The organism is Alteribacillus iranensis, from assembly GCF_900113025.1.
GTDB classification, from domain to species: domain Bacteria; phylum Bacillota; class Bacilli; order Bacillales; family Marinococcaceae; genus Alteribacillus_A; species Alteribacillus_A iranensis.
Map to the genome: position 1 here is coordinate 395,581 of NZ_FONT01000003.1, position 25,792 is coordinate 421,372.

Genomic DNA, 25,792 nt, shown 5'->3' on the forward strand with positions numbered 1-25,792 from the left:
TAAGGACGCCACCCCAAGCAGGAATGCGTCCTTATTTCATATACCTGTTACTTTTCCGGTGTAATGTACGGTACCATTTCAACCGTTGCTCCTACTGAGGCGCCGCGAATAAAATCCTGATCTTCTAAGGCTTCCAAGTGCTGCGTTTGTCCCGTCACCATGACTCCTAAGATTTCCACGTCTTCCCACGGTGTATTGGCATGCTCTTCTAAAAAGTCTTGGATCGTTTCGTTTCTGTTGTTTGCGTCATATGCTTCAAGCGCCTCTAGAAAGCTTTGAAAGGCCTCATCGGGAGAGCCATATGGGTGAAATCCGTAAACCGGCATCCCGGAAGGACCCTTGCTTTCATCTTTAATGGCAGACGTCATATACAGCCAAACGATGTTCAGGTTATCCGGAATGTTCGCCTCTATTTCCTCGCAAGTGTAAGGTTGATCGAAAGACAGCGCAACTTCAGCGACGTGATTTTCCATACTAGCTATGTCACTTATTTCATTAGGCACCTCGTTATAATACTCCTCGATCGCTGGATGGTAAAACGTCGCTACTTTATTTTTTGTTTGTTTGTCATACTCATAAAAATCGGTGTCCGTCCAGTGAAATCCTGGAATCAGTTCGTTGTAGTCAATGTTGTATCCGAACCAATCAGAGGAACTGGTGAGCGTGCTCCAAGGCACGATGTATCCGTTAATATTTTTCGAACGATTCGTCACAATGTAGCCGCCGAACATAGATGAATCACGTGTGACTTGCGAATCGATTTGGATGTTAGGCTGCGCAATGTCGTGATATAAAAAGAGTTGTTCATGGAGCTTTGAAGAGCTTTTGGATGCAAAATAATTCCCCGATTGATAGAGGAGAGGCAATAGAAACAGTACTACCATCACCGAAATGATGGCCGTTTTGATGACTTGTTTTCGTTTCGCTTTTCGTAAAGCTTCTTTTAACGACGAGTCCATTTTTGAGTCCCTCCTGTTTTTGAGTGAATGGATTGGCGAGCGCGGTATAATTTTTGTTTCACACTGCTTACCTTCACATCCAGCATAGCGGCAATGTCTTCATAGGAAAGGTCATAATAATATTTCAAATAGAAAATTTCTTTGTGCTCTTTTTTGACATCTTTTAACAAAGAGAAGATTTCATCTTTGTTTAATATGGCATGAATGTCGGAGTCGCGGTACTGAAGTTTCGACACAAGTTCTTCGGATAAATAAATGGTTTGGTTCTCTTTTTTTCTTTTCATGTCTATGTATTCATTAAAAGCGACACGGAAAAACCACGGACGTACATTATGCTCGGTCAGGTCATCCAATAAAGTGTACACTTTGTAATATGTGTTTTGGATGATATCTTCTGCATCTTCTTTTTTAGCGCCTTTCCTTTGTAAGACCCGGAACACCTCCTCTCCTAACTGGATGAGATAGGAGGCGAGGACATTGTCTTTTCTCATCATAAATCCTCCCTATACTTATACAACGAATGAATAAGGAAAAAGGTATACACATGTCTCCATTATTTTAACGAAAATGTTAGGTTGTATGGTTCATAACATTTCTTGAAAGTAAGAGAAAGTATAACATTCATGGAGTGATGTCTAGCTCCAGCGCCCAGCCGCTCGGGAGGCCCACACGATGTGGGTCAGGTCGGCGTTGTCTCAGGACGAGACGGTTTTAGCCGACCTTCCAACTAGGTGCGGACAATGAAAGGAAGAGCACCTTTCTTTGCTGCCCCTCCAGAACCTATCGCGTCTGAGCAGGGCGCTTGCGCTTTTCTTAAAAACCAAGGACAGGTACCGTCTCCTTTTTTGCCCGCTCTAATACGTTAGTAATAGCTAAGTGGTAGTTTTCAACTGTCTCTTGGTTCTATCAACGAAGGAGTGGAAACAATGAAGAAAAATAGATGTATCGAAGAATGTCTGGATGCTTGTCTGGAACGTTCGAAAAAAGAGGGGCTGCGGGATATATCGGACTGCGTACAACGGTGTGTGCGACAATGCCAAAAAGAAAACCCGACGATTTGGTTGAATCCGCGGGCTTTTCGTAAGCACTAGATAGTAAATGTCTGGCTGTTGGGAGAAAGGGAAAGAAGGAGGCATGGTCTGTCTACGTCAACGACACACTTCATTAATCTTATTCCGAGGAATAGTCGTGCTAATTTCTTACTAACCCTTCTTCTTTTTTTTGATTTAGGGAGAGGAGGAAGGAGGAGTGCTGCAGATAGACGGATGGTACATATGTACAGTCTATAGACATAAAAATTCGGCCCCTTGCTTAGCCCGAGAAAAGGGTGTGGCCTATTCTCGAGCGGAGGCCGGTGTCTATCTCTATTCTTTCATCTATTATTCAGGAATATAAGGTAAATCACCATTTTTTGGAATGTTAATGACGTGAGTATCGGTATAAGCGAGGAGTCCTTCTGTGCCGTACTCTCGACCAACACCTGATTGTTTGACCCCTCCGAATGGGAAGCGAACGTCGAGACCTTGCACAGCTGCGGTATTGATCATCGTTGTTCCCGCTTGGATATGATGGGCGACATCTGTCGCATGTTTTTCTTCACCCCACACGGAGCTCGTTAACCCGTAGATGCTGTCATTTGCTAACTCAATTGCATGTTCGTCATCGTCGAATGGAAGAATAGGTACGGTTGGGCCAAACTGTTCTTCGCTAACGATCGGGTCGTCATAATTTGCGCCTAATACGACGGTTGGCTGCATGAAATAGCCTTCATCAAACACATCTTCATCCAGGACTTCACCTAATTTAATGACCTTGGCACCTTTTCCTTTTGCGTCATCTACTAGGCTCTGAACATAGTCTACTTGTTTTTTGTTGTTTACTGGGCCGATGGTGACATCCTTGTTGAACGGATCGCCGACACGGATCCATTTGTTGGCGGCTTCTATATATTTTTCAACGAATTGATCATAAATAGAGCGGTGGACGTAAATTCGTTTCGCAATCATACAAATCTGTCCGGCCGTCAAGTAGTTAGAGATGACGAGGCGGCGCATCGCTTTTTCATCGTTGACATCGAAGTCATCTAAGACGATGGAGGCATCGTTTCCACCTAACTCCAGCGTCATTTTTTTAATGGTATCGGCAGCTGCCTTCATTATATGTTTCGCAGTTCCGGTTCCGCCGGTGAAAGCAATTTTCGCGACCTTTGGATTGGACGTTAATTCAACTCCGACGTCACTATCTCCGTGGACGAGGTTTAAGACTCCTTTTGGAAACTCGTCGGCAATCATTTCTAAGACTTTACTTACCGCGAGAGGGGCCAAGGGACTTGGTTTTAATACCATCGTGTTTCCTGCCAGCAAAGCAGGAGCGATTTTTATCGTGGAAAGAGAAAGTGGATAGTTCCAAGGGGTGATCGCGGACACTACGCCAATCGGGTCTCTCGTAATAATCGTTTTCCCACTTTCATGTTCTTTCTTCTCGTTTTTTAACACTTCTTTTGCGTTCTCGCAGGCGAATTCCATCCAGGCGATTGAAACACCGATTTCACCCTCGGAATCATACAAGGGTTTTCCGTGTTCTCTTGAAATGAGTTCTGAAATCTCTTTTGTACGATCCTTGATGGTCTGAACCGCTTTTCGCATGCGTTCAATTCGCTCATCGACAGGCATTTTCTTGTAGTCGGGGAAGGCATCATACGCGGCATCAATCGCTTGCACCGTTTCTTCCCGGGTATTTACAGGCGCATAACCGACTATTTCATCAGGGCGGGTCGGATTTTCACGAGGAGATTGTTCTGCAGCTTTTACTTTATCACCATTTATGATAGCGTCAATCACAACTTGATTCTCTTGCATGTCTATGCCTCCATTCATGATAGGAAATGTGTGGCTCTCCTTATATTTCCGTTCTTTGGGAAAAAGTAAACATCGTTGTGTCGCCCCGGAGAGGGATACGGTTATTTTGTGAATGAACGATTTCTCCTATACAATTGTAGAAAAAAGAAAGGACGGTGTATGAATATGTCAACATTTCAAGCACTCGTGCTAGATAAAAAGGATGATCAAACGGATTTACAGGTGAAAGAATGTACGTTGGATGATTTGTCCCCTGGAGAAGTCACGATTCAAGTCGCTTATTCGAGTGTGAATTTTAAAGATGGGGCGGTGGCGATCGGGCAGCAGTTTGTGGAATCTTATCCGCTCATTCCTGGCATCGATTTAGCGGGCACCGTGACTGACTCAACCGATACCCGTTTTTCAGAGGGAGATGAAGTTATCGTTACAAGCTACCAGTCAGGAACGGGCCACTCCGGCGGGTTTAGTGAAATGGCTCGTGTACCTGCAGACTGGGTGGTTCCTCTCCCGGAAGGATTGACGCTAAAAGAAGCGATGATCCTTGGTACAGCCGGGTTTACAGCGGGATTATCTGTAGAGCGTTTAGAAGATAATGGGCTTACACCAGATAATGGCCCTGTCCTAGTAGCAGGAGCGACCGGGGGAGTCGGAAGTATTGCGGTGACGATGCTCGCAAAACGCGGGTATGAAGTCGTCGCCAGCACCGGTAAGATGGAAGAAGAAAGTTATTTAAAAGCGTTAGGTGCGAAAGAGGTCATCCCTCGTCAAGATATCGTCGACACAGGAGAGGCACCCGTTCTTGAAGAGAGATGGGCAGCGGCTGTGGACCCTGTTGGTGGAAAGACGCTTCAATATCTATTTAAAACTTTGCAATATGGCGGCTCTGTCGCAACTTGCGGATTAATAGGGGGGATCGATGTAGAGACGACAGTCGTCCCTGCTATCTCCAGAGGAATCAACTGGCTAGGTATCGATTCTGTGGAATGCCCCATGGAAAAGCGCCGACAAGTATGGAGCCGGCTCGGTGACGATCTCAAGCCAACACAGCTTCATGATGAGCTCGTTCAAGAAGTCTCTCTCCATGAACTACCAAAAGTGCTATCTTCCATTTTGGAAGGGAATGTACGCGGCAGAACGCTTGTAACTCTATAAGACAAACAAAAGGGCGCTGGATAAGAGGCGAAGACATTGATAGTCTGTGCCAATCCAGTGCCCTTACTTATTTGGTGAAAAAGAGTTCCGTGTAATAAGGATGGGACTCTTCATTAAAGGCTACACCCACACCGAGATGAGTAAATGTATTTCCGAGAATGTTTTTCCGGTGTCCTGCCGAATTCATCAGTCCTTCGTGGGCATATATGCTGCTAAACTGGGCGTATGCTAAATTTTCCCCGGCCGATAGAAAACGAATGTTATCTTCAGCCATCCGGTCAAATGGTGATTGACCTTCGAGGTTGATATGGTCAAAATAGTGATTTTCTGCCATGTCTTTACTGTGAGATCGTGCCGTTTCTTTTGCATGGTCCGCCCATGTTAAAGGAGACAAGTTGTGTTCCACTCTTGCGGCATTAGTGATATCAAATAATTGATATTCTAAGCCTTCTTTCAATTGTTCGCTCGCTGGAGCGTACAGTTCCTTTTTGTTTTGTTCCAGTGGTTTATCAATTATTTGTATGGCTGTTACGGTGTTGTCTTCATGTTTGTCATAAAACAACGTGACATACATTGAATCCACTTGAAATAAGTCATATTCATCATTATCGTTTAATGTGTATTGAACGAGAACTTTTCGTATAGCTGATTCAGGGGTGCCAAGCTCCTCTCGTACCAAGGACTTTGGCGTTTCCAACTCGATATCCGTAGAAGAAGAGATCAGATCCTGGTTCGTATACAGACCGCGCACGATATCTTCATCGTCAAAGGCAACCATGACGAAATTCTGGTAGTTATCGTGATAAGCCTCCCAGTGCACTCCGTATTCATTGAGAGTACGACGTTCAGGCTCCCCCAAGTTCTGCTCCACTTCCGCTCTTGTATTTCCTAATTCGATATGGTGAACCGAAAATAGTTGTTCTTCCGGAGGGTGCAACTCTGGTGTTTCCACCTCTTGTTCGGGTTCAGGTGGCGTGGAGGAGGAAGACGGGAGGAGCGAATATAATTGTTCTATAAGGGTCCTAATAGCTACAGGAACGTCGGAACGGTCCTTCAATGAATCGATCGTGGACATGAGAGCGGAAGGCGAAGAATCTATTGGTTGAACGGAATCTTCCCAAAAGGGCTTCGACCCAATGAGGAGGAATCCGATGAAGATAAAAATCAGTATTTTTTTCACATTACTCTCTCCCCACATGCATCCGTTTACTATCATTACACGAATGATAATACCTTGTGTGTAGAGAGGATTATACCAGAATCTTCATCGGAAAAGGGAAGAAAGACTTGCGAATCACCTTAAAATTTTGTGTTATCGCGGAACATTTGAAAGCCATAGTTCAACATGGCGAGCGTATATGTTTTGAGAAAGAGGACGGTGGAGTTATATCCTTTTAATTTATAATGACCTATTTTCTGAAATAACGGGTTTAAAAGATAGGCATAAATAAGGTCCATGATGAGATTACTCACGGCGTATAAGGAAAATTTTCCATAGGTGAAGTGGAACACCCACAAATTAATCGTAAAAAAAGGCCCGAAAATAAAAGCAAGATCATCAAACACTTTGTACTTTAATCCTCCTTTGACATCCCACCAATTAAAAATAAAGTTGAGAAGAGACTGTATAAGGAAAATGCAAGTACAAAATAAAGTGACTGGGGCATATTTTTGAAAGGATCGTTTAGGTAGGAACCGAAAGACGATCGCCCATAAAACGATGGCGTTTACTATCCTAAAAAAGCTTGCCATGAGGATCACCTCCTGCACTTTTTCGTAGTATGTGACACTTCCTCGCTCATATTCCAATCTAGAATTAATCACTTCGTAGTACAGCAATAGGACCTGAAGAGCCATGGCGGGAAAACATTGAAGATAAAGGGAGGAGAGGGGAAAGACAGAAAGGGAAAGAAGCGGGGACAGAAAAAGTTGCTTCAGGAAGGGATTAGGACGATGGGCTCTTACGTTCATTTTTCCCTTCTTTGACATAATAAAATAACGTCGTGACAGCGAATAGAACAAGTAACATTCCTATCATTGTAGTAGTCATGTCGTGTATCCCCTTTCCGCTTGCCGGATTTGTTCCAAGCGATCAGATGGCATAAAAATAAAATACAATTTCTTCCGATCGATCCATAATAAATAGAGACACATGGCTGTTAACAGCGTACTCAAATCTTGGACGCCAATATCAAAGACGTAATTAATAATCATGACATTTGTTGCAATTGGAAGAAAACAAATCGCCCCTAAAGTAGCGGTACGTGGAAAGAGAAGGAGAATGGCTGCAAGAACTTCTCCTAGACCGATCACAATTTCATACAGACGGGAATATCCAAAAAAAGTCCAGGCGAGCGTAAAACCTTCGCCATTAGCGGCAGCTATTTCTTCAGAAGGAATGCCAAACTGGCCGAATGTTAATTTCGCTCCCCCATAGACGAGAAAAGTAAAAGCTAAAAACAAACGAAATGTCGTAGGAACCGCCTGCTGAAGGGAGCGTTTCCATCGATTGCCATTCAACATACATAGACACCTGCCTTTTAAAAATAGAAATATGTCCAGATAGCGCATTGTTGACGTCTCGATTGGATGCGTTATGAGTCATCCAGGAAGCGTTCTTTTATATCTGGAGTAGGAACCATACATTGATCCTTCTTACCAAAGAAGCGGTAGCGGTTCTTCGCAAACAAGCGGTACAAGGGATCGCGGATAAAGGATGGCACCAGTCTTAAGACGTATAACATGCTCCATAACCCATCGAGACGTTTACAAATACGTAGAACGGCTGTCGATTCCGTAAAGTATCGATCCCCTTCGAGGAGAACGATGGATGACATGTCTGACGAAGAAAGACCAACGGAGGAAAGGAGGGACGCGGCTGTCTCTGATTGAAGCGAGGCGAAACGAAAATAAGCCTCTCGATCACGACGAATGATGAACTGGACCGAGGAATGACAGACATTACATACCCCATCAAAGAGAATCACAGCATGCTGCTCGGAGCGATTCGAATCTATAGTCACAATGATTTCCCTCCTCATGAATGAATGTACTTCTATCATAGAAGAAGAATACACCTGTTTCTATCGATTCGTCTAACATTTCCGCCGATCATCTTACATTATTGTAAGATTGTAAAAGGAAGAGCTTCCACAACGACCTCTCACGGCCGGAAACGACGAGTATAGGGCAGATAGGATAATTTTATGAGCGAGGTTGATTGCCTTTTTATTGTGCGGTAAAATAAAAGTATTAGAATAATGGAAAAATTATAAGGTGATGAATCCTGCAACAACTTGCACTGCTGTTCGCAAATACATGACACATGGGAATGTGGGGAGTGAGTGACATGAGCAATACGAACTTATCAAAAGTAAAAGTTTCTAAAAAAGACGAAACATTCACAGCGGACAAAGCGTCAACGGGTGCGTTTTCGAGGTGGCTTGAAACAGACAAGCAGCGTTTACGGGTGGTGAAATACCCAACTGGTTATGAGGCAGATCACGTCTGTTATGAGGGACACGCCTTTTTTGTCACAGAAGGCAGCATCAAAATAGAAATGGGCGAAGAGGTTGCAGAATGGGAAACGGGAGATGCATTCATTATTCCGGGCGATGTTCCTCACCGTGTCTTTAATCCGTATGATGACGACGCAACGGTTGTCGTTGTAGACCACGGGTAATCCACACAGTGAAACTTTAACATACGGGAATGACGTAGATAAATCAGTCGTTTTCCAAAATGCAGGCGCTTATCTGACAAAAAAGATAAGTGCCTTGTTTTTTATAGTGAATCGGAACACGATTTACTCGACGTTTAATTCATAATGATAAAATCGTGTATCCCGTACATAGTTATGTTTATCATATAGTTGTTGAGCAGGTTCATTATCTTGTGCGGTTTTCAAGGTAATGCTTTTGGCACCCGTTTCCATCGCGTACTCTTTCGCTTTGTTCAAAAGCAGTTCTGCTACCCCTTGTTTTCGAGCCTCTTTCGCTACATACAAATCATTTAATAACCATGTTCGTTTCATAGCGACGGAGGAGAAGGTAGGATAAAGTTGAGTAAACCCTACATATGTATCATTGTCTTTCACCACAAATATAACAGAATCTTTGTTTTCCAAACGTTGCCTTATGTAAGATTTGGCAACTTCTTCATCTGAAGCTTGTTTATAAAACACGCGATAGGCATTAAATAATTGTGAAACCCCTTCTAAATCTTCCATTGTTGCCTGATATGTTTCCATTTGTATTCCCTCCCTCTATGAAAATAGTATACAACTTAGTGAAGTAAGAATAAACTGTCAAATTTGACTACTTTGTATCTTTTTATTAAGTGAAGGAGAGAGGGTGAATAAAATGGGAAAGCCTGGATACCAGCATCCAGGCTTTCTTATTTCTATTAATACGGATCCGACTCGCGGCTTTTATCCACTGCTTGTTGTGTCGCTTCTTTATCATCAAGGGACCCTTGTGTAAATTGAATCCACTTCGATTCTTGCCCAGGAAGGCTGTCATTTTTGTTCATTTCTTCTAGTTCTTTCATTTTCATTTGAATGCCTTCTTTGACACGGCGTCCGTATTCCTCATCTGCTTTCGTGAAGTGATCAATCATGGCATCTTGAATGCGTTGATCACATATCGCAAGGGCCTCCGAGAGGTTTTTGATTAATTCCTCTCGCTCCCACTCTTCAAAGCTGCGGTACGTTTCTCCCGCTTGTCCGTAATTATTCGGACGGTCAATCGGGGCACTTAACGCTTCCGCATTATAGGCGGGGCGATGCGGCTTCCGTTCTTCTTCGCTCGTTTCTTCCAAGCCGCCAAGCATGGAGGGTTCATAGTTAATATGAGGGTTGCCTCCAAAGTCATTCACAGGACGGTGGTCCATTTGGCCGCGATGCTGATTAGTCCGTACTTCCGTTTTCGGAGCGTTGACCGGTAACTGAAGATAGTTGGCACCTACCCGGTAACGTTGCGTGTCCGAATAAGAAAACGTACGGCCGATCAGCATTTTGTCGTCTGAAAAATCCATGCCATCGACGAGGACGCCGGTTCCGAACGCAGCTTGCTCAATTTCCGCATGGTAATCTTCCGGGTTCCGGTCGAGCACCATCCGACCGACCGGGCGCCACGGAAATTTATCTTCCGGCCATAGTTTCGTATCATCGAGTGGATCAAAGTCAAGCTCCGGGTGATAGTCGTCTTCCATGATCTGGACAAACAATTCCCACTCTGGGTATTCTTCGCGTTCAATCGCTTCGTATAAATCTTGCGTCGCATGAGAGACGTTCGTTGCTTGAATTTGGTCCGCTTCTTCCTGGGTTAAGTTACGGATACCTTGCTTCGGCTCCCAATGGTATTTAACGAGAACTGCTTTTCCTTCTTCATTTACCCATTTGTACGTATTCACGCCAGAACCTTGCATGTGACGGTATGTTGCCGGAATGCCCCACGGAGAAAACAAAAATGTTATCATATGGGTTGCTTCCGGAGAGCGTGACACGAAATCAAACATCCGTTCAGGATTCGGCACGTTGGACGCCGGATCGGGTTTAAACGCATGAATCATATCCGGAAATTTCATCGCATCCCGAATAAAAAATATTTTTAAGTTATTGCCAACCATGTCCCAATTTCCGTCTTCGGTATACATCTTGATCGCAAAACCACGAGGGTCCCGCGCTGTCTCAGGGGAGTCTTTTGCTCCGGCTACGGTGGAGAAACGAACAATGAGCGGTGTCTTTTTTCCGGCCCCAGAGAAGACTTTCGCCCGTGTGTACTTTTCAATAGGCTCGTCACCGACTTTACCGTATGTTTCAAAGTAGCCATAAGCCCCAGCACCGCGCGCATGGACGACACGTTCCGGCACTTCTTCCCGGTCGAAGTGAGACATTTTCTCAAGGAAATGATAGTTCTCCATCGTACCAGGACCGCGTCTCCCAATGGTCCGCATATTTTGGTTGTCCGTTACCAATCGGCCTTGACGTGTCGTCAGCTTTTCGCGTTTGACCCCATCTTGGTTGTTGCTTGTCATCTTATCCTTGTCTGACACGACATTCCCTCCTCAAGAAGCGGTTGCCACTTCTGTAAAATTCTAAGCACCCTTTATTGTGAGCAAGAAGAAAGGAAATTATCAGGAAAATCTGTCCTTGAATTGCAACATCATGTTATTCAGTGCCTCGTTGTGGAATGGTGAATTCTCACGTCACACTTTTTCATCCAAAACAAGACACAAGTAACGGCACGTTACCTTTACTAATTGAATATTTTTTTCATTGTGAGGATCGCAAAGAGGTCAGACTAAGCATTTTTTCCGTTCGGTTCTTAGCGGCAATCATTGCTGCCAAGCCGGTTATGAGACAAAGAATACCTGTAAGAATAAGAATGGTTAAAAAAATTTGAAAAATAACCCCGCCTCCACCCATGTATTACACCCAATATACGGGAAGCCTTAAAATATGATCAATAGGAAGTTTCCCTATTTACGGAAAATATGAAAAAATATAGAGGAGAAGAAATGAGGAGGAGATAACATGAAACATATCAATGTGGCCATTCCCACTCCGTTTGATGAGAATGAGAACCTACGTGTAGAAACGTTTGAACCGATAATCGATTACTTACAAACCAATGGTGTGGCATCTATTCTAGTATCCGGAAGCACAGGAGAGCAGCACTCAATGAGTATCGACGAGCGCATTCAAATCATCCAATATTTTAACAGGACATCATTTGCGGATGTCGAGCTCCTCTTCGGTGTCGCAGCCACACGATTAAAAGATGCGGTCCGGTTAATGAAAGCAGTGGAGGACTCTGCGTTCGATGGCGTCTTTCTCGGATTTCCGCCATACATTAGACCAACCCAAGAACAAGCAGTATTCTACGTGGATGAATTGGCGAAACAAACGAAGAAAGAAATTGCTCTATACAACAATCCAGCGCGGACAGGGTTTGACTTGAGTCCGGAAGCCTTACTCGAGCTAACGTCGAAGCACTCTCATATCGTCGGGTTAAAAGAAGGGGGAGACGTCGGGCGCTATGAAAACAAACACCTCCCAAAGCATTTCATTATGTTCGCGGCAGGAGACGTGAATTTTCCCGAAAAAATTAAAAACGGTTGTAATGGATTATCAAGCATGGTCGCCAATGTGTATCCGAAAGAAATCATTCATGGTTTGAAAGCTATACAAAATCAGGAGGAAGTAGATCTTCGTGCCTTACAACAGCTCATTGAAGAAGTAACAGGCCCACAAACGATTCAACATATTAAACGGCATTATGAAAATCTAGGTATGCAAGTGGGGCCTTGCCGTGCACCGTTGTAAACGGAAAAGGAACGAATAACAGCGGGGAGGGATGTGTTTTTCTTCATTTCTTTTTTGGTTGTTTAACTTTTCCTATAAAGGAAAAAGAAGAGGTGAAGATAAATAAAGAGGTGTCAGTATGTTTGGGATTGTCGATTTTTTTCAACTAATATTGTCTCTCTTTTTGATCCTTCCTGCTGTCTCGATCATTAGGGAGTCGGGATATATTATCGCTGCCACTATATTTGGAGCGAAGAATAAAAAAATTACAATCGGGGTAGGCCCGAAAATTCTAGATTTATCTTTTTTCGAGATCCGTAAGTATTATTTTATGTATAGCTGGTGTACGTATGAAAGCATACGTTATGAAGGAAAATGGGCTCACATACTTATATATTCGGCGCCGATTGCGGCAAATTTCTTCGTAGCCTTGGTCATTAACGGATTATTGGCAGCTGACATATTGTCTGGAAGCTTTTGGGAAAAATTTATTTTTTATGCCTTTTATTTTGTGTTGTTCGATGCACTGCCATTATACTTTCCCGACGGTCAGCCTAGTAATGGCAGGGTGGTGTTTGAGCTATTGAAATATGGAAAACGTATTGACTTCGACAAAGAAGATCCGAAAAAAATCGAAGACGAAGGCCGCCATGTGAGAGAATAAGAAGGCAATGAAAACACGCTCTCCGGTGTGTTACCGAAAAGCGTGAAGGATCAAAGGATATTATGCATTTGTTGGCGTTTGGAGATAATCATCTGTGGAGACGACAGGTGCATACATGCTATGAATGGCGCCGACGAAGGCAGCCTGTACATCTTCGGCACGGACGACTTTGTCTTCATACGTAAGATCTAAGGTAGCACATGCGTCTTCCACTAAGGTGGAGTCATAGCCATGCTCTACGGCGGAACGAACTGTCGCATCAATACACATATGAGTCATCATCCCGCAAATGACGACTTTTGTGACTCCGTTTTCTTCTAATTTGTGGTCCAAATCAGTCTGGAAAAAGCTGTTTGGTGCATGTTTCGTAATGACTGTTTCCTGTTCGAGCGGTTTCACGGCCTTGTGAATGTCCGCGCCTTCCGTGTTTGGCAAAAAGAAGCCAAGCCCCTCATCCTGCGCAAGGTGCTGCACATGAAACACAGGGTCGTTGTTTTTTCGGAAATGATCGAGAAGCTTGCCCGCATTGGCTGCCGCCGCTTCTGGCTGGCTTAACTCCATCTTGCCATTCGGAAAATAGTCGTTTTGAATATCAACAATAATTAATGCTGTGCTCATTTTTTTCACCTCATCAGAAAATACATTATAATGAAAGTATATAGAGAGAGAACGGATGAATCGATAGGATGATGAAACAATTTTCGAATAAATCATTTCATGGAGAAAGGAAATCATATGGAACTGGATACTATTGACGTGCAAATCCTGCAATTACTGACAGACAACGCCCGGATGCAGTGGAAAGACATTGGTGCAGAAATACATATGACCGGGCAAGCGGTGGGGAATCGCATTAAAAAACTAGAGGATCAAGGAGTCATCAAAGCTTATTCTGTCATCGTCGACGAACTAAAATTAGGGCTGACGTATACGGCCTTCATTATCGTGCATATGAACACTGCCAATCACCAGCCCTTTATTCGTTTTATCCAGGAACGAGAGGAAGTGATGGAAGCTCACCGGGTCTCCGGAGAAGGATGCTACCATCTAAAAGTGCAAGTGTTCTCCCAAGAGCAGTTGAATCAATTGTTGAACGAAATATTAGACCATGGAAACTACAGCTTAAATCTCTCCATTCAAGAAATCAAACATCAGCATCCGGTTATGGCACATCGGAAAAGAATGAAGCAATGATAGTTCAAGCCATAGAACCAGAGAACCTACTGCGAATGACCAGTAAGTTCTCTGTTTTGTTTCTGCCAATCATAGGTGATTAGCGAGAGAGTTCCATTCTAAAGTATCACTATTGTATACGATCATAGCACTATCCAATTATTTACATCTTATGGGTTGATGAGTAAAAATCAAATAGTGATACATATTACACCTACAACATTCTTGAAAGGTGGTTGATGTGTTGAAAAAGAAATGGATGGGGATTGCGATGTCAGCTATTGTTTCCGCAAGTGTGTTAGCGGCTTGTAATGGTGGTGGGAACGGTGGCGGAGAAGGAGAGCCTCAAGAGCAGCCAGAAGACGTCAATTACGTTCCGACCGAGAGACGAGATGTAGAGGAAGACGCGTTTGATCAGCGAAACCAAGACAACCAAAACGTACCGGACATGTTTGACATGGAAGGAGGACCCGAAGAGGTAAGGCCGGAAATGCAGGCCAGGTAACAAAATAGGAATTAGTAACAATCGGAGCTGTACAACCACAGCTCCTTTTTCATGGCCCCGTTGTAAAAAATGATTTTCTTTCATCCGTGCCTGGTTCGGACGAGCAATTAAATGGTAGAATGAAAGAGAGAATTCCTCTTTTCCGGATATTCGCCCGCTTAAGGAAGGGGCGCATGAATGGAGAAGAGGGTGACGTAAAAGGATGGGGAAGATGAGGAAAACATTTGAAGCGATGCATGAAGGCCATGTCATTCAAGTCGAGAATACATGGTTCAAGGGAGAGAGATTGTACATAGACGGGGAATTGCAGGATGAGAACGTAGGCCTCGCATTACGGGCTTCTTTGCGAGGGGCCGTCACGAATCATAAAGGAGAAACCCAAGAGATTAAAGTGACGCTAGGGGGAACCACGAAGATTGAATGCAAAATATTTGCCGACAACCGGCTCATTGAGTCTCGTGCTCTTTAAAATATGATTGCGGGATGTTCACGCCACTTCACAAAAGCAAAAGGAAGTGGCTTTTTCATTCGAAAAGAGACCGCGGTACTCCTCGTAATCAAAGTATTTCACATCTTCCCTCGTTGGCCGTTCCACCACGAGCGAATCTTTTTTGCGCCTTGCGACTCTATGGCCCGTCCGTAGCACGGTATGATAAAGTGAAAGAAAGGGGGATGCCTTATGAAAAAAGCATCGGTGTTTCTTTTTTTTGTTCTGCTTTTCGTACTCTATCCCAGCGTAGGGTTTGCGGTGGAGTATGACATTACAAAGACAGATATCCACGCTACGTTACATCCAGACGGGGAAGTGGAAGTAAAGGAATCACATACATACTCATTCGAAGGTGATTTTAACGGGATCACTCGTACAATAATACCGAAAGAAGACAGTGCCATATCTGACATCACTGCTTCGGAAAACAATACGGCATTACCCGTCGAAAAAGATGGTAACCTATACAAAATTCACCGAGACGGTTCGGATGAGACGGTGACCATAGACTTGGTTTACACGATCCAACACGGAATGGATATATATGAAGATGTGGCTCAGTTTTATTGGCCATTTTTTGACGAAAGCAATGAATCGACGTATCAAGATTTAACAATTACGATTGTACCTCCTGATGCGGGAGAAGTGAAAGCAGCATACGGCTACGACGAAGCTTATGATACAGCGTACATAAAAGATGGGGGCATCGTCACGTTTGAATTAGGGGAAGTACCGGATGAAACAAACGGGGACATCCGGGTGGCGTATGACAGGGAATTGTTCCCCGAAGCCGCAATCACGAGTGACGAACCGATGCTTGATACGATTCTTGCCGATAAAGAAGCGTTAGATGAAAAAGTAGCGGCGCGCGCAGAGAACAAAGCACGATGGGCAGCGATTGCCCCGTGGCTCATCGGAGGAATGACCCTTCTCGCTTTCGTTCTCACCGTTTATGGCTTGTGGAAAAGACAGGAAACGATGCATGAAGTGCGCCGCCAAGAAAAAGGAACCGGTCATTTTCCAAAGGAGGCAATGAGTCTTCCAGCCATGCTCTTATTCATGAATCATGGCCAACTTCCTGTGTCAGCGTTGACGGCCTCTTTTCTTGATCTCGTGAAAAAAGGGAACATAGAAAAACAATCGGAGAACGTCTTTCACCTGAACAATCGAAACACTGATTATGACCATGAACGGCATTTGCTGGATTGGATGTTTGGACGGATCGGCAGCGAAGACGACACCTTGCACGTGAAAGACATCGAAGCATATACGAAAGAGAAAAAGAACCAAGTGCAATACCGCAATGATTTTCACCAATGGCGCGAGGCGGTAAAGAGAGAATATAAACAATACAAGTTATATACCGATTTCACTGCGCCACGCTGGATAGCCGGGTTCACGGTTCTTGCAGCTCTACCTATTTCTATTTTTCTCGCCTACTATGGAGTCTTATGGTCGATCGCGGCCTTTGTACTCACTCTTTATTTCGTTGGGTTCGCCCTAGCATATCGTCCGTTAACGATACAAGGGCATATGCTAAAAACGAAGCTTCAGACTCTCACGCTCGGTGATCAATGGAAAAAGTGGGACAGCGAAGACAGCATTCCCGCATTCTTATACCAAGCAGGAATGGGAAAACGCGATGTGTTTAAAGAGCCGGCTCGTTCCGCGGCTTCGGGGGATTGGATGATGTTCTTGCTGATTGGAAGCATGCTTCATCCGACGCTGCAAGAGGCTGACCGTCAAGCGGTTGCTACTGCTGCGACCAGTACAGGCGGCGGTGGCGGCGGAGCAGGAGTAGGAGGCGGCGGAGGAGGATCCGGTGCTTTCTAAGCTCGAAGTGATGGAGAATGTAAGATGGAGGAATCATTGTGAACAGCCCAATTGAAAAACCGCTTCAGGTGGAACAAAAAACAAACATGCATTACTGGTTATTATTTATCGGTATTATTTTCATCGGTACAAACTTAAGAGCGCCGTTGACATCCGTTGGGGCTTTAATTCCTGAGATACGGGACGACTTTGGGATAAGTAACGCGCTCGCTGGTTCGATTACGACGCTTCCGTTACTTGCATTTGCATTGCTTTCTCCATTTGCGCCAAGGATAGCCAACCGATTTGGAATGGAGGTCACGATGGCGGGAGCCCTTCTCCTTCTTTTTCTCGGTATTGTGATCCGTTCCTTGGCCGGTCTCTCGTTTTTATTTACGGGAACGTTGTTCGTCGGCCTTGCGATTGCAATGGGGAATGTTTTAATCCCCGGTCTTGTTAAACTGAATTTTCCGCTTCGAACGGGAATTATGACCGGCTTGTATGCGGTCTCGATGAATATTTTCGGAGCGTTAGGGTCCGGGCTCAGTGTCCCGATCTCGTCTCTCGGTAATGTAGGCTGGAGAGGATCACTCGCTGTGTGGGGACTCATGACGGTTCTCGCTCTACTCGTTTGGATCCCGCAATTGCGAAAGCCCCGTGAAGCGAGACCTGCAAAGAAAGCATCCGGACGAAAAACGAAAAGTCTGTGGCGCTCATCTTTAGCCTGGCAAATCACGATTTTCATGGGACTCCAGTCTTTATTTTTTTACACAACCATTACTTGGCTGCCGGACATTTTACAGGTTCACGGGTATAGCTCGAGTGAAGCAGGCTGGGTCGTGTTTTTCATGCAAGTGGCTTTAATTCCAGTTACATTTATCATGCCTGTGGCAGCGGAAAAAGTGAAAAACCAAGTAGGGTTAAGTGTAGGAACTGCAGTACTGTTTCTCATTGGATTTCTTGGCTTACTGCAAGGAGGGGTATGGACTCCGCTGTATGCTGCATTAATCGGAATGGGATGTGGTAGCGGCTTCAGTTTAGCGATGATGTTTTTTACACTGCGATCGAATGATGGATATGAGGCAGCCCAAATGTCGGGAATGGCTCAGTCCTTCGGGTACTTACTTGCTGCTATTGGGCCCGTCGCAGTCGGTGCCTTTCAAGATATCAGCGGCAGCTGGACCGTGCCGCTACTCTTGTTAACCGCGATTGCGGTCCTTTTTCTCCTAGCAGGCATCGGAGCCGGCAAAGACCGGGTGATCCAGAGGGAATCCTTGTAACAGTAACCTTTGTTTATGCTCAAAGGGAAGAGGGAAAAATGAGGTAGATTATATAGTAACAGGAGGAGGAGCTATGGCAGGACAACAAAGAAAAAGCCGCGATCAGATACCGGAGAATCAAACGTGGAATTTGAAAGACATGTTTGAGACGCGAGAGGAGTGGGAGACGGAACTAAAAGCCGTTCAAAAAGACGTCTCCCAGGTCACCGATTGGAAAGGGAAGGTAGGAGACGAAGCCAAGGGTCTGTTGGAATGCTTAGAAGCAAAAGAAGGACTCATGAAGCGGATCACTCGGGTAACGATGTATGCGGACTTACAGCAGAGTGTCGACAATACAAATCCCGCGTACCAGGAAGATGCCGCACGTGCCGCCGATGCTGCTGCTTTGATTCAAGCAAATCTCGCTTTTGTAGAAACCGAGATTATGGCCCTCTCCCGTGATACGATCGATCGATATATAACAGAAGCCCAGGGGCTACAAGCTTTTCAAAAATACCTCAATGATCTTCAAGCAAGAAAATCTCATACGTTAAACGAAGAGACGGAGAAAGTGTTAGCTTCTTTAGGTCCTGTTTTAAACGCCCCTTACACCATTTACAATCGCGGAAAATTGTCGGATATGCAGTTCGAGTCTTTCATAGACGACAAGGGGGAAGAGAAGCCACTCTCATTCGCGTCTTATATTTCCCAATACAGCGCATCACCTTCGAAAACGGTGAGAAAAAACGCGTATGACGCTTTTAATCGTACATTAGAGCAGTACAAAAATACCTTCGCAGCGACGTATGCGACACAAGTGAACCAAGAGGTAACAATGGCCCGGCTCCGAAACTATGATTCCGTCACCGACATGCTGTTAGACGAGCAGCACGTCACAAAGGAAATGTACCACAATCAGTTGGATGTTACTTTCGAAGAGCTGGCGCCCCATATGAGAAAGTTCGCGGAATTGAAAAAAAGAGTGCTTGGCTTGGATGAATTGGAATACTCCGATTTAAAAGCTCCTCTGGATCCGGACTTGGAAATAGAAACGTCGTATGAAGACGCGGCGGAAACGGTGCAAGAGGCCCTCCAGGTGATGGGGGATGAGTACAGCCAGATTATCGGACGCGCGTTTAAAGAAGGGTGGGTGGACTATGCAGATAATATCGGGAAATCCACCGGTGCGTTTTGTTCGAGTCCGTACGGCATTCATCCTTACGTATTAATGACATGGCCCGGATCGATGCGCGGAGCTTTCACATTAGCACACGAACTAGGTCATGGCGCTCATTTCTACATGGCGGAGCAACACCAGCGACTCACGAATACACGGCCGTCTCGTTATTTTGTCGAAGCTCCGTCTACCATGAATGAAATGCTGCTCGCACATCACTTATTATCCAAATCCAACGACGAGAAAACACGGCGCTGGGTGTTGTTGCAGCTGCTCGGAACGTACTACCACAACTTTGTGACGCATTTATTAGAAGGCGAGCTGCAACGAAGAGTATATGACCTCGCCGAACAAGGAGAGCCGATTACAGCGAACGTCCTCTCCAACGAGAAAAAAGATGTCCTGCAAACATTTTGGGGTGATACGGTCACGATCGATGACGGGGCCGGTCTTGTATGGATGCATCAGCCGCACTATTACATGGGACTGTATCCGTACACGTATTCGGCGGGGCTTACCGTCTCAACTCTCGTCTCCCAAGACATTATGAAAGAGGGGACCCCTGCAGCTGACCGTTGGATCGATGTCTTAAAAGCAGGGGGCTCCCTGCCGCCGCTTGAGCTCATTAAAAAGGCTGGGATTGATATGTCACAACCGCAGCCAATCCAAGAAGCCGTCTCTTACGTCGGTTCCATCATTACCGAACTAGAAAAAAGCTATAGCTAAGAAAAAAGAGTTCTCCTCCATCCGCGCAATGGGTTCGAGGTGGGAGTACAAACACTAAAAAGCATCCCGATTACTAGCAGAATGGGGTGCTTATTTTTATTACGGAAATGACGCAAGAAAGACTCTTAATTCATTGATGGGGATGAATTGCGTCATTTCGTAAAAGATTAAAAATGAACTTTTAAAACTCTTCTGTAATCGTCGGCGGCGCTATTCTTGAATAAAGGTTGAAGTCAGTATTGTATTTAAGGACTATATAACGGAATAGCATTGTGCTCAGTCATAACAAATATCATTATCCATAAAATTATGGTAAGGAGTATTTACAATACAAGAGGAGGATGAAGTGAATAACATAACCAATACTATCATGATGTTCACCGTATTAGCGGTAATGATTGGCTGGTCTCAAGATAGCAAGACCGAAGCGTGAACTTCATGGAACCATGGTTCTATTCAGCACTCGGAAAATGAATTATTAAAGAAGTCCACAGAACAGGACAAGAATGAATTTGAAGGAATGGTGGAGGAGAAAAGGCTTTTAGGCGATTTTTATCAAATCTTAGTACATCCAGTACATCCAACAGGACCGACTTACTTTCATGTTAGCCAAAAAACATATGACCAAATAGACGTTGGGATGAAGGTATTGGTTTTTGAAGTCCCTGATAGAGTGGTTCATTTTTCAAGTCCACCCATACAGTATGCTGATGAGGTTAAAATTCTATCAAAATAAATAAATTGTTCTTACTGTGCTAACGAATGGAGATGAAGAGGATCCTAAATATGAAATCTCCTTTTGAGATTGCTAAAGATAGCGTTTTATATTGAAATGACTAAAGGCATGTTTAAAGTTTAGCTTCCCTACGGTCTGCTTATTCTTTCTAATTCGGATTCAACGTTGTACACTCTTTTATTCAATGCTTCAGTTTTGTCATCCACATGTTCTGTAATGTTCTCCGTATAAATCCCTAAACTTTCAATTAAGTTTTGCTGTAATGTTTGTTGCCCGATTTCCAGCCTTGCTTGTCCCATTTTCAGTTCACCCATATCTGTCTTTATGTCTTTCAGCTCACTTAACATTTGTTTTAATATATCTTCCATCAAATGTACCCCCGCTCCAAGATAATATAATCAAAATTATACCACCTATAACCGATTTTATATTTATTCACCTGAAATTATACTACAAACGGGCGCCATTCTTGAATAAAGGATGAGCCTGTGAGCGAACGGTTCGTTACACTGAAGGGTCTATGTGAGGAAACTTAGGAACGAAGGGTGAATAAGCAAGCAGCTAACTATCTTAAAAATTTGGATTACACCACATCGAATTCGATGAATAGCTGTATCGACGGGACTAACAGAAAATAGGGTGCTTTTTTATAGTCTTATTTTCTATCTTTTGTGCAATTGCTGAACCCGTCACCCTCCCGAAGGGGCTTATTTTTGTTGGGGAGTTTTCTTTTCGTATGTGTCGGCACGCTTCCTGTAGGGAGGTTTAGCGCTTGTCGCAGCTAGCCGGTGTTATTCGCTTTTTCGCATATAGAAGGGGGATAACTTGTTTGCGTGCCGATGCTGAGAGAGAAATGAAAAGGAGGGCATCTTTCTTCGTCTTCCCTGCCCATAGAGTTCCACCTCATGGAGCGGAGGTTACGATTCGGGTGGAAAGGTGACCAAAAAAAGAGAAAATAACCGAGCAAGTCAACTTTTCTTGATTTGCGTGCCCAACGCATCTCTCTGTTGAGAATGAGGTTACGCGAAAGAGCTTTTTCCACGGAAAGTTGCCCAAAAACGAGAGTCGCAGGAATCCTAGTCACCATTCGATGATGAACTTAACCTAAACGCTGCCGGTAATGGATGGGAGGGTAACTTTCTCTCGTTTGCGTTCCCAACGAAAGGAAGTGTCAGTCAAACGGTCATCATTGAACACAAATCTCTATTAAACACAAAACCATACAAGAAATTTGATGCTTAGTGAATGAACATAAAAAGAATGTAAAGATGTTGTAAATGACCTTGGATGAGAAAAAGGGATATGTTACTTTGTTGATATCGAAACCCGATAACGAAAAATGATAATGATATTAAAGAAAGGAGTCGCCTCGGTGGAACAAAGAATTTTACGTAAATTGTTTCTCGGCTTTATCCAAATTCATATCCTTCACCACGCCAAAGAACATCCGATTTACGGCTCATGGATGCTCGACGAGTTAAAAGAACATGGATATGACATTAGTGCCGGCACATTATATCCCATCCTTCACAACATGGAGTCCGATGGCTTGCTGCAAAAAGAAGAGAGAAACGTAGACGGGAAAATCAGGAAATACTATACAGCTACTGCGAAAGGAGAAGACATTTTAGAAAAAGCAAGAGCACAAGCCTATGAATTATTTAAAGAAATAAAAGAATAAGTGAGGGGAGTCACCGTGGTTCGCAAAAATGATAATACATTCAAAACATTACTGGAAATTTTGCTCATATCAACAAGGCTGGGGTTCACTTCATTTGGAGGTCCCATTGCTCATTTAGGTTATTTTCACGAAGAATACATACGTAGAAAGAGATGGATGGATGAGAAGAGTTATGCTGACTTAGTAGCCTTGTGTCAATTTCTTCCCGGTCCAGCGAGCAGTCAGGTGGGCATAGGAATTGGAGTCATACGCGGGGGAATATTGGGAGGCATTACGTCGTTTATCGGTTTCACTCTTCCGTCAGTGATCGCTTTAATTATTTTTGCTATGTTCTTGCATCACTTTGACGTAGCCGATGCCGGCTGGATCCATGGTTTAAAAATAGTAGCGGTAGTCGTCGTAGCACACGCGATTCTAGGAATGGCACAGAAACTAGCACCGGACCGAAAAAGAAAAATGATTGCGTTAGCTGCCATCGTGGGAACCTTACTCTGGCAAACGACGTTTACACAAGTGGGCATCATTATAGCTGCTGCGGTTATCGGATATATGTTTTTCCGTCACCAGCAGGAAGAAGAGAAGTCGCATCTTCACGTCCCGATTTCCCGGTCGTTTGCGGCAGGCTGCCTTATTGTATTTTTCGCGTTGTTGGTCGTATTGCCGGTGTTACGGGAACTGACTTCTCTGGAGTGGGTGGCGCTCTTCGATAGCTTTTATCGGTCGGGCTCGCTTGTTTTCGGGGGAGGACATGTCGTATTACCTTTGCTCGAACGTGAATTTGTACCGACTGGATGGATGAGTGAGGAATCCTTTCTTGCCGGGTATGGCGCCGCTCAAGCTGTCCCAGGACCGCTTTTTACATTTGCAGCATATATAGGTGCGGTTATTCATGGGTGGCAGGGCGGATTAATAGGTACCGTCGCTATTTTTCTACCTGCTTTTCTTCTTATATTTGGGACGCTTCCTTTTTGGGGATCGTTACGGAGTAATCCGCATGTAAGAGGGGCGTTCATGGGAGTCAATGCAGCGGTCGTCGGAATATTAATCTCGGCTTTTTACCAGCCTATATGGACAAGTTCTATTCAAGCACCTATCGATTTTGCGTTTGCAGCGATATTATTCAGCATGCTAGCTCACTGGAAGCTCCCTCCGTGGGTCATCGTGGTCACTGGAGCGCTTGGAGGGACCCTTCTATCCCTCCTGTAATAGCGTATCAGGGTTGTTTTCCTCGAGATGCTCATGAATCAGCTGTTCTAATGATTCTTGATCGGTAAAGGTACGGAGCTCGCGGTCATACCATGTCTGTAATTCATCTTTCGTCACGCGTAAGGTGTGCTCCTTCTCATTTTCAAAAACAAAGGTCATCCAATCTGCATTATCCACTAAGGCAAAAAGGAACGTCGCGTTGTAAATAGCTGTTTCGGTATACTCTTTTTCAAGCAATGTGGCATCGATTCCCTCATATGTTACCGTCAATCCATACGGCTCCGATTTCGTCTGGAGGGAGATGTCGCGCAACGATTCACTATGTTTTAAGTGGTTCAGAATAGCAGCTACGGCACTGTTGTCTCCAAGAACAGAGGAGTCATAAGAAAAGATATCTTCTTTCATATTGGCTTCCTGAGTTGAAGAACAGCCAGTTATGAAAAGTAATAAGAACAAGAAAATGTAAATCGTTTTTTTCATGGGGCACCCTCCTCTATTCCATGGTACCATTCCTTTCAAATAACCGAGAGAGGAAAAGAAAAATAACGTCTAAAAAAACTAGCTGGAATGAGAAGTCCATGCCATAATAGAGACACGACGAGGGAGAAAGAGGGGACCAGTTTTGAAAAAAATCAATCAGTATATTGACGAAGTATTTACACAACAAGACGCGGTATTGGATGAAGTACTTGCTTCCATTAAAGAAAAGGGAATGCCAGAGATCTCAGTGTCACCCGCAGCTGGCAAATGGCTGTCCATGCTTGTTGCGATGACGGGAGCGACAAACGTTCTCGAAATCGGAGCACTCGGCGGATACAGCGGGATTCATTTGGCAAGAGGGTTCGGAAAAGACGGGACATTGACATCACTCGAACTCGAAGACACATATGCGGAAGTGGCACGTACGAACCTCGCCAAAGCGGGTTTTCACGATCAAGTGACATACATAACGGGACCGGCGCTTGACAGCCTGGCAACCCTCGCAAAGGAAAAAAGGACATTTGATTTTTTCTTTATCGATGCGGATAAAGGAAACTATGAAAACTACTTAGAAGCTTGCATTCAGATCGCAGAACTAGGAGCGGTCATTGCGGCAGATAACGTGTTAGCACGCGGCAGTGTCGCCGAGGACACCATCGAACCGAGAAAATATACAGAAACGATGAAAGAGTTTAATCGAAAAACGGCGAATCATCCGCAGCTTGAATCCCTGCTTTTGCCGGTAGGAGATGGATTAACGGTGTCACAAGTGAAGAAAAAAAATGAAAGCAGGGCCCTTTAGGGTCTTGCTTTTTATCGGTGTGAGGCAAATATCTATTTGAGATGCTTGATTTCTAACTCATGTTCGATGGAACGACGGGACAGCAAATCAAGGATACGTTCATGGTGATCCATTTTTTTCTCCATTCTCGTCACGGTGTCATTGGTCTCTAAGACAGCTTGTTTCATGTACTGCTGTTCTTCCTTTATCGTACCGACGGTTTGGGAGAGAGAAGTTTGTTCCTCTTTCATGATACCGACAGTTCGTGAAAGAGCAGTCTGTTCTTCCTGCATGGAACTGACGGTTTGGGAGAGAGAAGCTTGTTCTTCCTTCATGATACCGACAGTTTGGGAGAGAGACATCTGTTCCTCCTGCATGGAACTGACGGTTTGGGAGAGAGAGGCTTGTTCGTCTTTCATGATACCGACAGTTCGTGAAAGAGCAGTCTGTTCTTCCTGCATGGAACTGACGGTTTGGGAGAGAGAAGTTTGTTCTTCTTTCATCATACCGACTGTGCGGGACAGGGATGCTTGTTCCTCTCTCACCGTCTCGACGTTGTGGGACAGAGAGGATTGTTCGTCCTGCATCTTGTCGAAATGGTTGGAAAGAACGCCTTGTCCTCTTTCAAGAGAACCGACTCGCTGTTCAAGGCTCTGCATGTTGTCATTCAAGGTATTCAAGCTCTTATGGATCGGCATCAAAGCTTCATTCAAAATAGTACGTAATGATTCTTCGTTCACCGGATATCCTCCTTTCTCATAGGAATGCGTAAGAGTTGAACTACTCCCACTTAGCTTTGCTTGAAGTGGGAGATTCCTAAGAACTCC

27 protein-coding genes are annotated in these 25,792 nt (G+C 44.4%); 14 read left to right on the forward strand and 13 right to left on the reverse strand.

All coding sequences use genetic code 11. The annotated features are described in order from the left end of the window. Positions 1-47: 47 nt before the first annotated feature. Both BM095_RS09670 and BM095_RS09675 read right to left on the reverse strand, forming a co-directional pair. Positions 48-959, reverse strand: coding sequence for a sigma factor regulator N-terminal domain-containing protein (locus BM095_RS09670; protein ID WP_091660874.1), 912 nt, complete (start codon positions 957-959; stop codon positions 48-50). Continuing rightward, positions 944-1,450: an RNA polymerase sigma factor gene (locus BM095_RS09675; protein WP_091660877.1), complete on the reverse strand. Its 507-nt coding sequence runs from the start codon at positions 1,448-1,450 to the stop codon at positions 944-946. Before BM095_RS09675 ends, BM095_RS09670 begins: the two co-directional genes overlap by 16 nt. 435 nt (positions 1,451-1,885) lie before the next feature. Here BM095_RS09675 and BM095_RS16580 point away from each other — a divergent pair, with 435 nt between their 5' ends. Further along, positions 1,886-2,050 (forward strand): hypothetical protein, encoded by a 165-nt coding sequence (locus BM095_RS16580; protein ID WP_177194772.1) that lies wholly within the window; start codon positions 1,886-1,888, stop codon positions 2,048-2,050. A gap of 288 nt (positions 2,051-2,338) precedes the next feature. Here BM095_RS16580 and BM095_RS09680 read toward each other — a convergent pair whose 3' ends face one another. After that, positions 2,339-3,817, reverse strand: a complete 1,479-nt coding sequence (locus BM095_RS09680; RefSeq protein ID WP_091660879.1) for an aldehyde dehydrogenase family protein — start codon at positions 3,815-3,817, stop codon at positions 2,339-2,341. 165 nt (positions 3,818-3,982) lie between these two features. On the opposite strand from BM095_RS09680, the gene BM095_RS09685 reads away from it, so the two are divergent. Beyond that, positions 3,983-4,969 (forward strand): acrylyl-CoA reductase family protein, encoded by a 987-nt coding sequence (locus BM095_RS09685; RefSeq protein ID WP_091660882.1) that lies wholly within the window; start codon positions 3,983-3,985, stop codon positions 4,967-4,969. Between the two features lie 67 nt (positions 4,970-5,036). Here the strand turns inward: BM095_RS09685 and BM095_RS09690 are convergent, their stop codons facing one another. The 4 genes from BM095_RS09690 to BM095_RS09705 all read right to left on the reverse strand — a co-directional run bounded on the left by BM095_RS09690 (position 5,037) and on the right by BM095_RS09705 (position 7,992). Then, positions 5,037-6,149 carry a CAP domain-containing protein gene (locus BM095_RS09690; RefSeq protein ID WP_245757863.1) on the reverse strand — a complete coding sequence of 371 codons (1,113 nt, stop codon included), beginning with the start codon at positions 6,147-6,149 and terminating at the stop codon, positions 5,037-5,039. A gap of 119 nt (positions 6,150-6,268) precedes the next feature. Then, a complete protein-coding gene (locus tag BM095_RS09695; protein ID WP_177194773.1) occupies positions 6,269-6,721 on the reverse strand; it encodes a hypothetical protein in 453 nt (150 codons plus the stop codon). Between the two features lie 294 nt (positions 6,722-7,015). Next, positions 7,016-7,492 (reverse strand): hypothetical protein, encoded by a 477-nt coding sequence (locus tag BM095_RS09700; protein WP_091660887.1) that lies wholly within the window; start codon positions 7,490-7,492, stop codon positions 7,016-7,018. A gap of 71 nt (positions 7,493-7,563) precedes the next feature. After that, the gene (locus BM095_RS09705; RefSeq protein ID WP_245757864.1) at positions 7,564-7,992 is read right to left on the reverse strand and encodes a thiol-disulfide oxidoreductase DCC family protein; all 429 of its coding nucleotides are present in this window, start codon (positions 7,990-7,992) and stop codon (positions 7,564-7,566) included. Between the two features lie 326 nt (positions 7,993-8,318). Between BM095_RS09705 and BM095_RS09710 the strand changes: the two genes are divergently transcribed. Next, positions 8,319-8,651, forward strand: a complete 333-nt coding sequence (locus tag BM095_RS09710; protein ID WP_177194774.1) for a cupin domain-containing protein — start codon at positions 8,319-8,321, stop codon at positions 8,649-8,651. A gap of 123 nt (positions 8,652-8,774) precedes the next feature. Here BM095_RS09710 and BM095_RS09715 read toward each other — a convergent pair whose 3' ends face one another. Together BM095_RS09715 and BM095_RS09720 are read right to left on the reverse strand one after the other, a co-directional pair. Next, on the reverse strand, positions 8,775-9,218 hold the full coding sequence (locus tag BM095_RS09715) for a GNAT family N-acetyltransferase (protein WP_091660892.1): 444 nt from the start codon (positions 9,216-9,218) through the stop codon (positions 8,775-8,777). A 155-nt stretch (positions 9,219-9,373) separates the two neighbouring features. Next, the gene (locus tag BM095_RS09720) at positions 9,374-11,005 is read right to left on the reverse strand and encodes a catalase (RefSeq protein ID WP_091661019.1); all 1,632 of its coding nucleotides are present in this window, start codon (positions 11,003-11,005) and stop codon (positions 9,374-9,376) included. Positions 11,006-11,504: 499 nt separating this feature from the next. Between BM095_RS09720 and BM095_RS09725 the strand changes: the two genes are divergently transcribed. Both BM095_RS09725 and BM095_RS09730 read left to right on the forward strand, forming a co-directional pair. After that, positions 11,505-12,296 (forward strand): dihydrodipicolinate synthase family protein, encoded by a 792-nt coding sequence (locus BM095_RS09725; protein ID WP_091660895.1) that lies wholly within the window; start codon positions 11,505-11,507, stop codon positions 12,294-12,296. Positions 12,297-12,414: 118 nt separating this feature from the next. Continuing rightward, on the forward strand, positions 12,415-12,939 hold the full coding sequence (locus BM095_RS09730; RefSeq protein WP_091660897.1) for a hypothetical protein: 525 nt from the start codon (positions 12,415-12,417) through the stop codon (positions 12,937-12,939). Between the two features lie 60 nt (positions 12,940-12,999). Here BM095_RS09730 and BM095_RS09735 read toward each other — a convergent pair whose 3' ends face one another. Continuing rightward, complete coding sequence (locus BM095_RS09735) at positions 13,000-13,557, reverse strand: cysteine hydrolase family protein (protein ID WP_091661021.1); 558 nt, start codon at positions 13,555-13,557, stop codon at positions 13,000-13,002. A gap of 117 nt (positions 13,558-13,674) precedes the next feature. On the opposite strand from BM095_RS09735, the gene BM095_RS09740 reads away from it, so the two are divergent. The 6 genes from BM095_RS09740 to pepF all read left to right on the forward strand — a co-directional run bounded on the left by BM095_RS09740 (position 13,675) and on the right by pepF (position 20,081). Beyond that, positions 13,675-14,133: an Lrp/AsnC family transcriptional regulator gene (locus BM095_RS09740; protein ID WP_091661023.1), complete on the forward strand. Its 459-nt coding sequence runs from the start codon at positions 13,675-13,677 to the stop codon at positions 14,131-14,133. A 223-nt stretch (positions 14,134-14,356) separates the two neighbouring features. Further along, complete coding sequence (locus tag BM095_RS09745) at positions 14,357-14,617, forward strand: hypothetical protein (RefSeq protein WP_091660900.1); 261 nt, start codon at positions 14,357-14,359, stop codon at positions 14,615-14,617. A gap of 211 nt (positions 14,618-14,828) precedes the next feature. After that, entirely contained in the window at positions 14,829-15,086 is a 258-nt protein-coding gene (locus BM095_RS09750; protein ID WP_091660903.1) for a hypothetical protein, read from the forward strand. A 210-nt stretch (positions 15,087-15,296) separates the two neighbouring features. Continuing rightward, a complete protein-coding gene (locus BM095_RS09755; RefSeq protein WP_091660906.1) occupies positions 15,297-16,940 on the forward strand; it encodes a DUF2207 domain-containing protein in 1,644 nt (547 codons plus the stop codon). Between the two features lie 86 nt (positions 16,941-17,026). Next, positions 17,027-18,199 carry a CynX/NimT family MFS transporter gene (locus tag BM095_RS09760; protein ID WP_091661026.1) on the forward strand — a complete coding sequence of 391 codons (1,173 nt, stop codon included), beginning with the start codon at positions 17,027-17,029 and terminating at the stop codon, positions 18,197-18,199. A 73-nt stretch (positions 18,200-18,272) separates the two neighbouring features. Then, the gene (pepF, locus tag BM095_RS09765) at positions 18,273-20,081 is read left to right on the forward strand and encodes an oligoendopeptidase F (protein ID WP_091660910.1); all 1,809 of its coding nucleotides are present in this window, start codon (positions 18,273-18,275) and stop codon (positions 20,079-20,081) included. An 864-nt stretch (positions 20,082-20,945) separates the two neighbouring features. Here pepF and BM095_RS09775 read toward each other — a convergent pair. After that, a complete protein-coding gene (locus BM095_RS09775) occupies positions 20,946-21,185 on the reverse strand; it encodes a hypothetical protein (RefSeq protein WP_091660916.1) in 240 nt (79 codons plus the stop codon). A gap of 1,004 nt (positions 21,186-22,189) precedes the next feature. Here BM095_RS09775 and BM095_RS09780 point away from each other — a divergent pair. Together BM095_RS09780 and BM095_RS09785 are read left to right on the forward strand one after the other, a co-directional pair. Beyond that, positions 22,190-22,498 carry a PadR family transcriptional regulator gene (locus BM095_RS09780; protein ID WP_091660918.1) on the forward strand — a complete coding sequence of 103 codons (309 nt, stop codon included), beginning with the start codon at positions 22,190-22,192 and terminating at the stop codon, positions 22,496-22,498. 15 nt (positions 22,499-22,513) lie between these two features. Continuing rightward, the gene (locus BM095_RS09785; RefSeq protein ID WP_091660921.1) at positions 22,514-23,704 is read left to right on the forward strand and encodes a chromate transporter; all 1,191 of its coding nucleotides are present in this window, start codon (positions 22,514-22,516) and stop codon (positions 23,702-23,704) included. Here BM095_RS09785 and BM095_RS09790 read toward each other — a convergent pair. Continuing rightward, positions 23,690-24,184: a DUF4825 domain-containing protein gene (locus tag BM095_RS09790; protein WP_177194775.1), complete on the reverse strand. Its 495-nt coding sequence runs from the start codon at positions 24,182-24,184 to the stop codon at positions 23,690-23,692. The genes BM095_RS09785 and BM095_RS09790 overlap by 15 nt on opposite strands. A 142-nt stretch (positions 24,185-24,326) precedes the next feature. Between BM095_RS09790 and BM095_RS09795 the strand changes: the two genes are divergently transcribed. Further along, complete coding sequence (locus BM095_RS09795) at positions 24,327-24,986, forward strand: O-methyltransferase (RefSeq protein ID WP_091660926.1); 660 nt, start codon at positions 24,327-24,329, stop codon at positions 24,984-24,986. Between the two features lie 32 nt (positions 24,987-25,018). On the opposite strand, the gene BM095_RS09800 is transcribed toward BM095_RS09795, so the two are convergent. Further along, on the reverse strand, positions 25,019-25,792 hold a 774-nt coding region (locus BM095_RS09800), incomplete at its 5' end, for a hypothetical protein (RefSeq protein ID WP_407639155.1).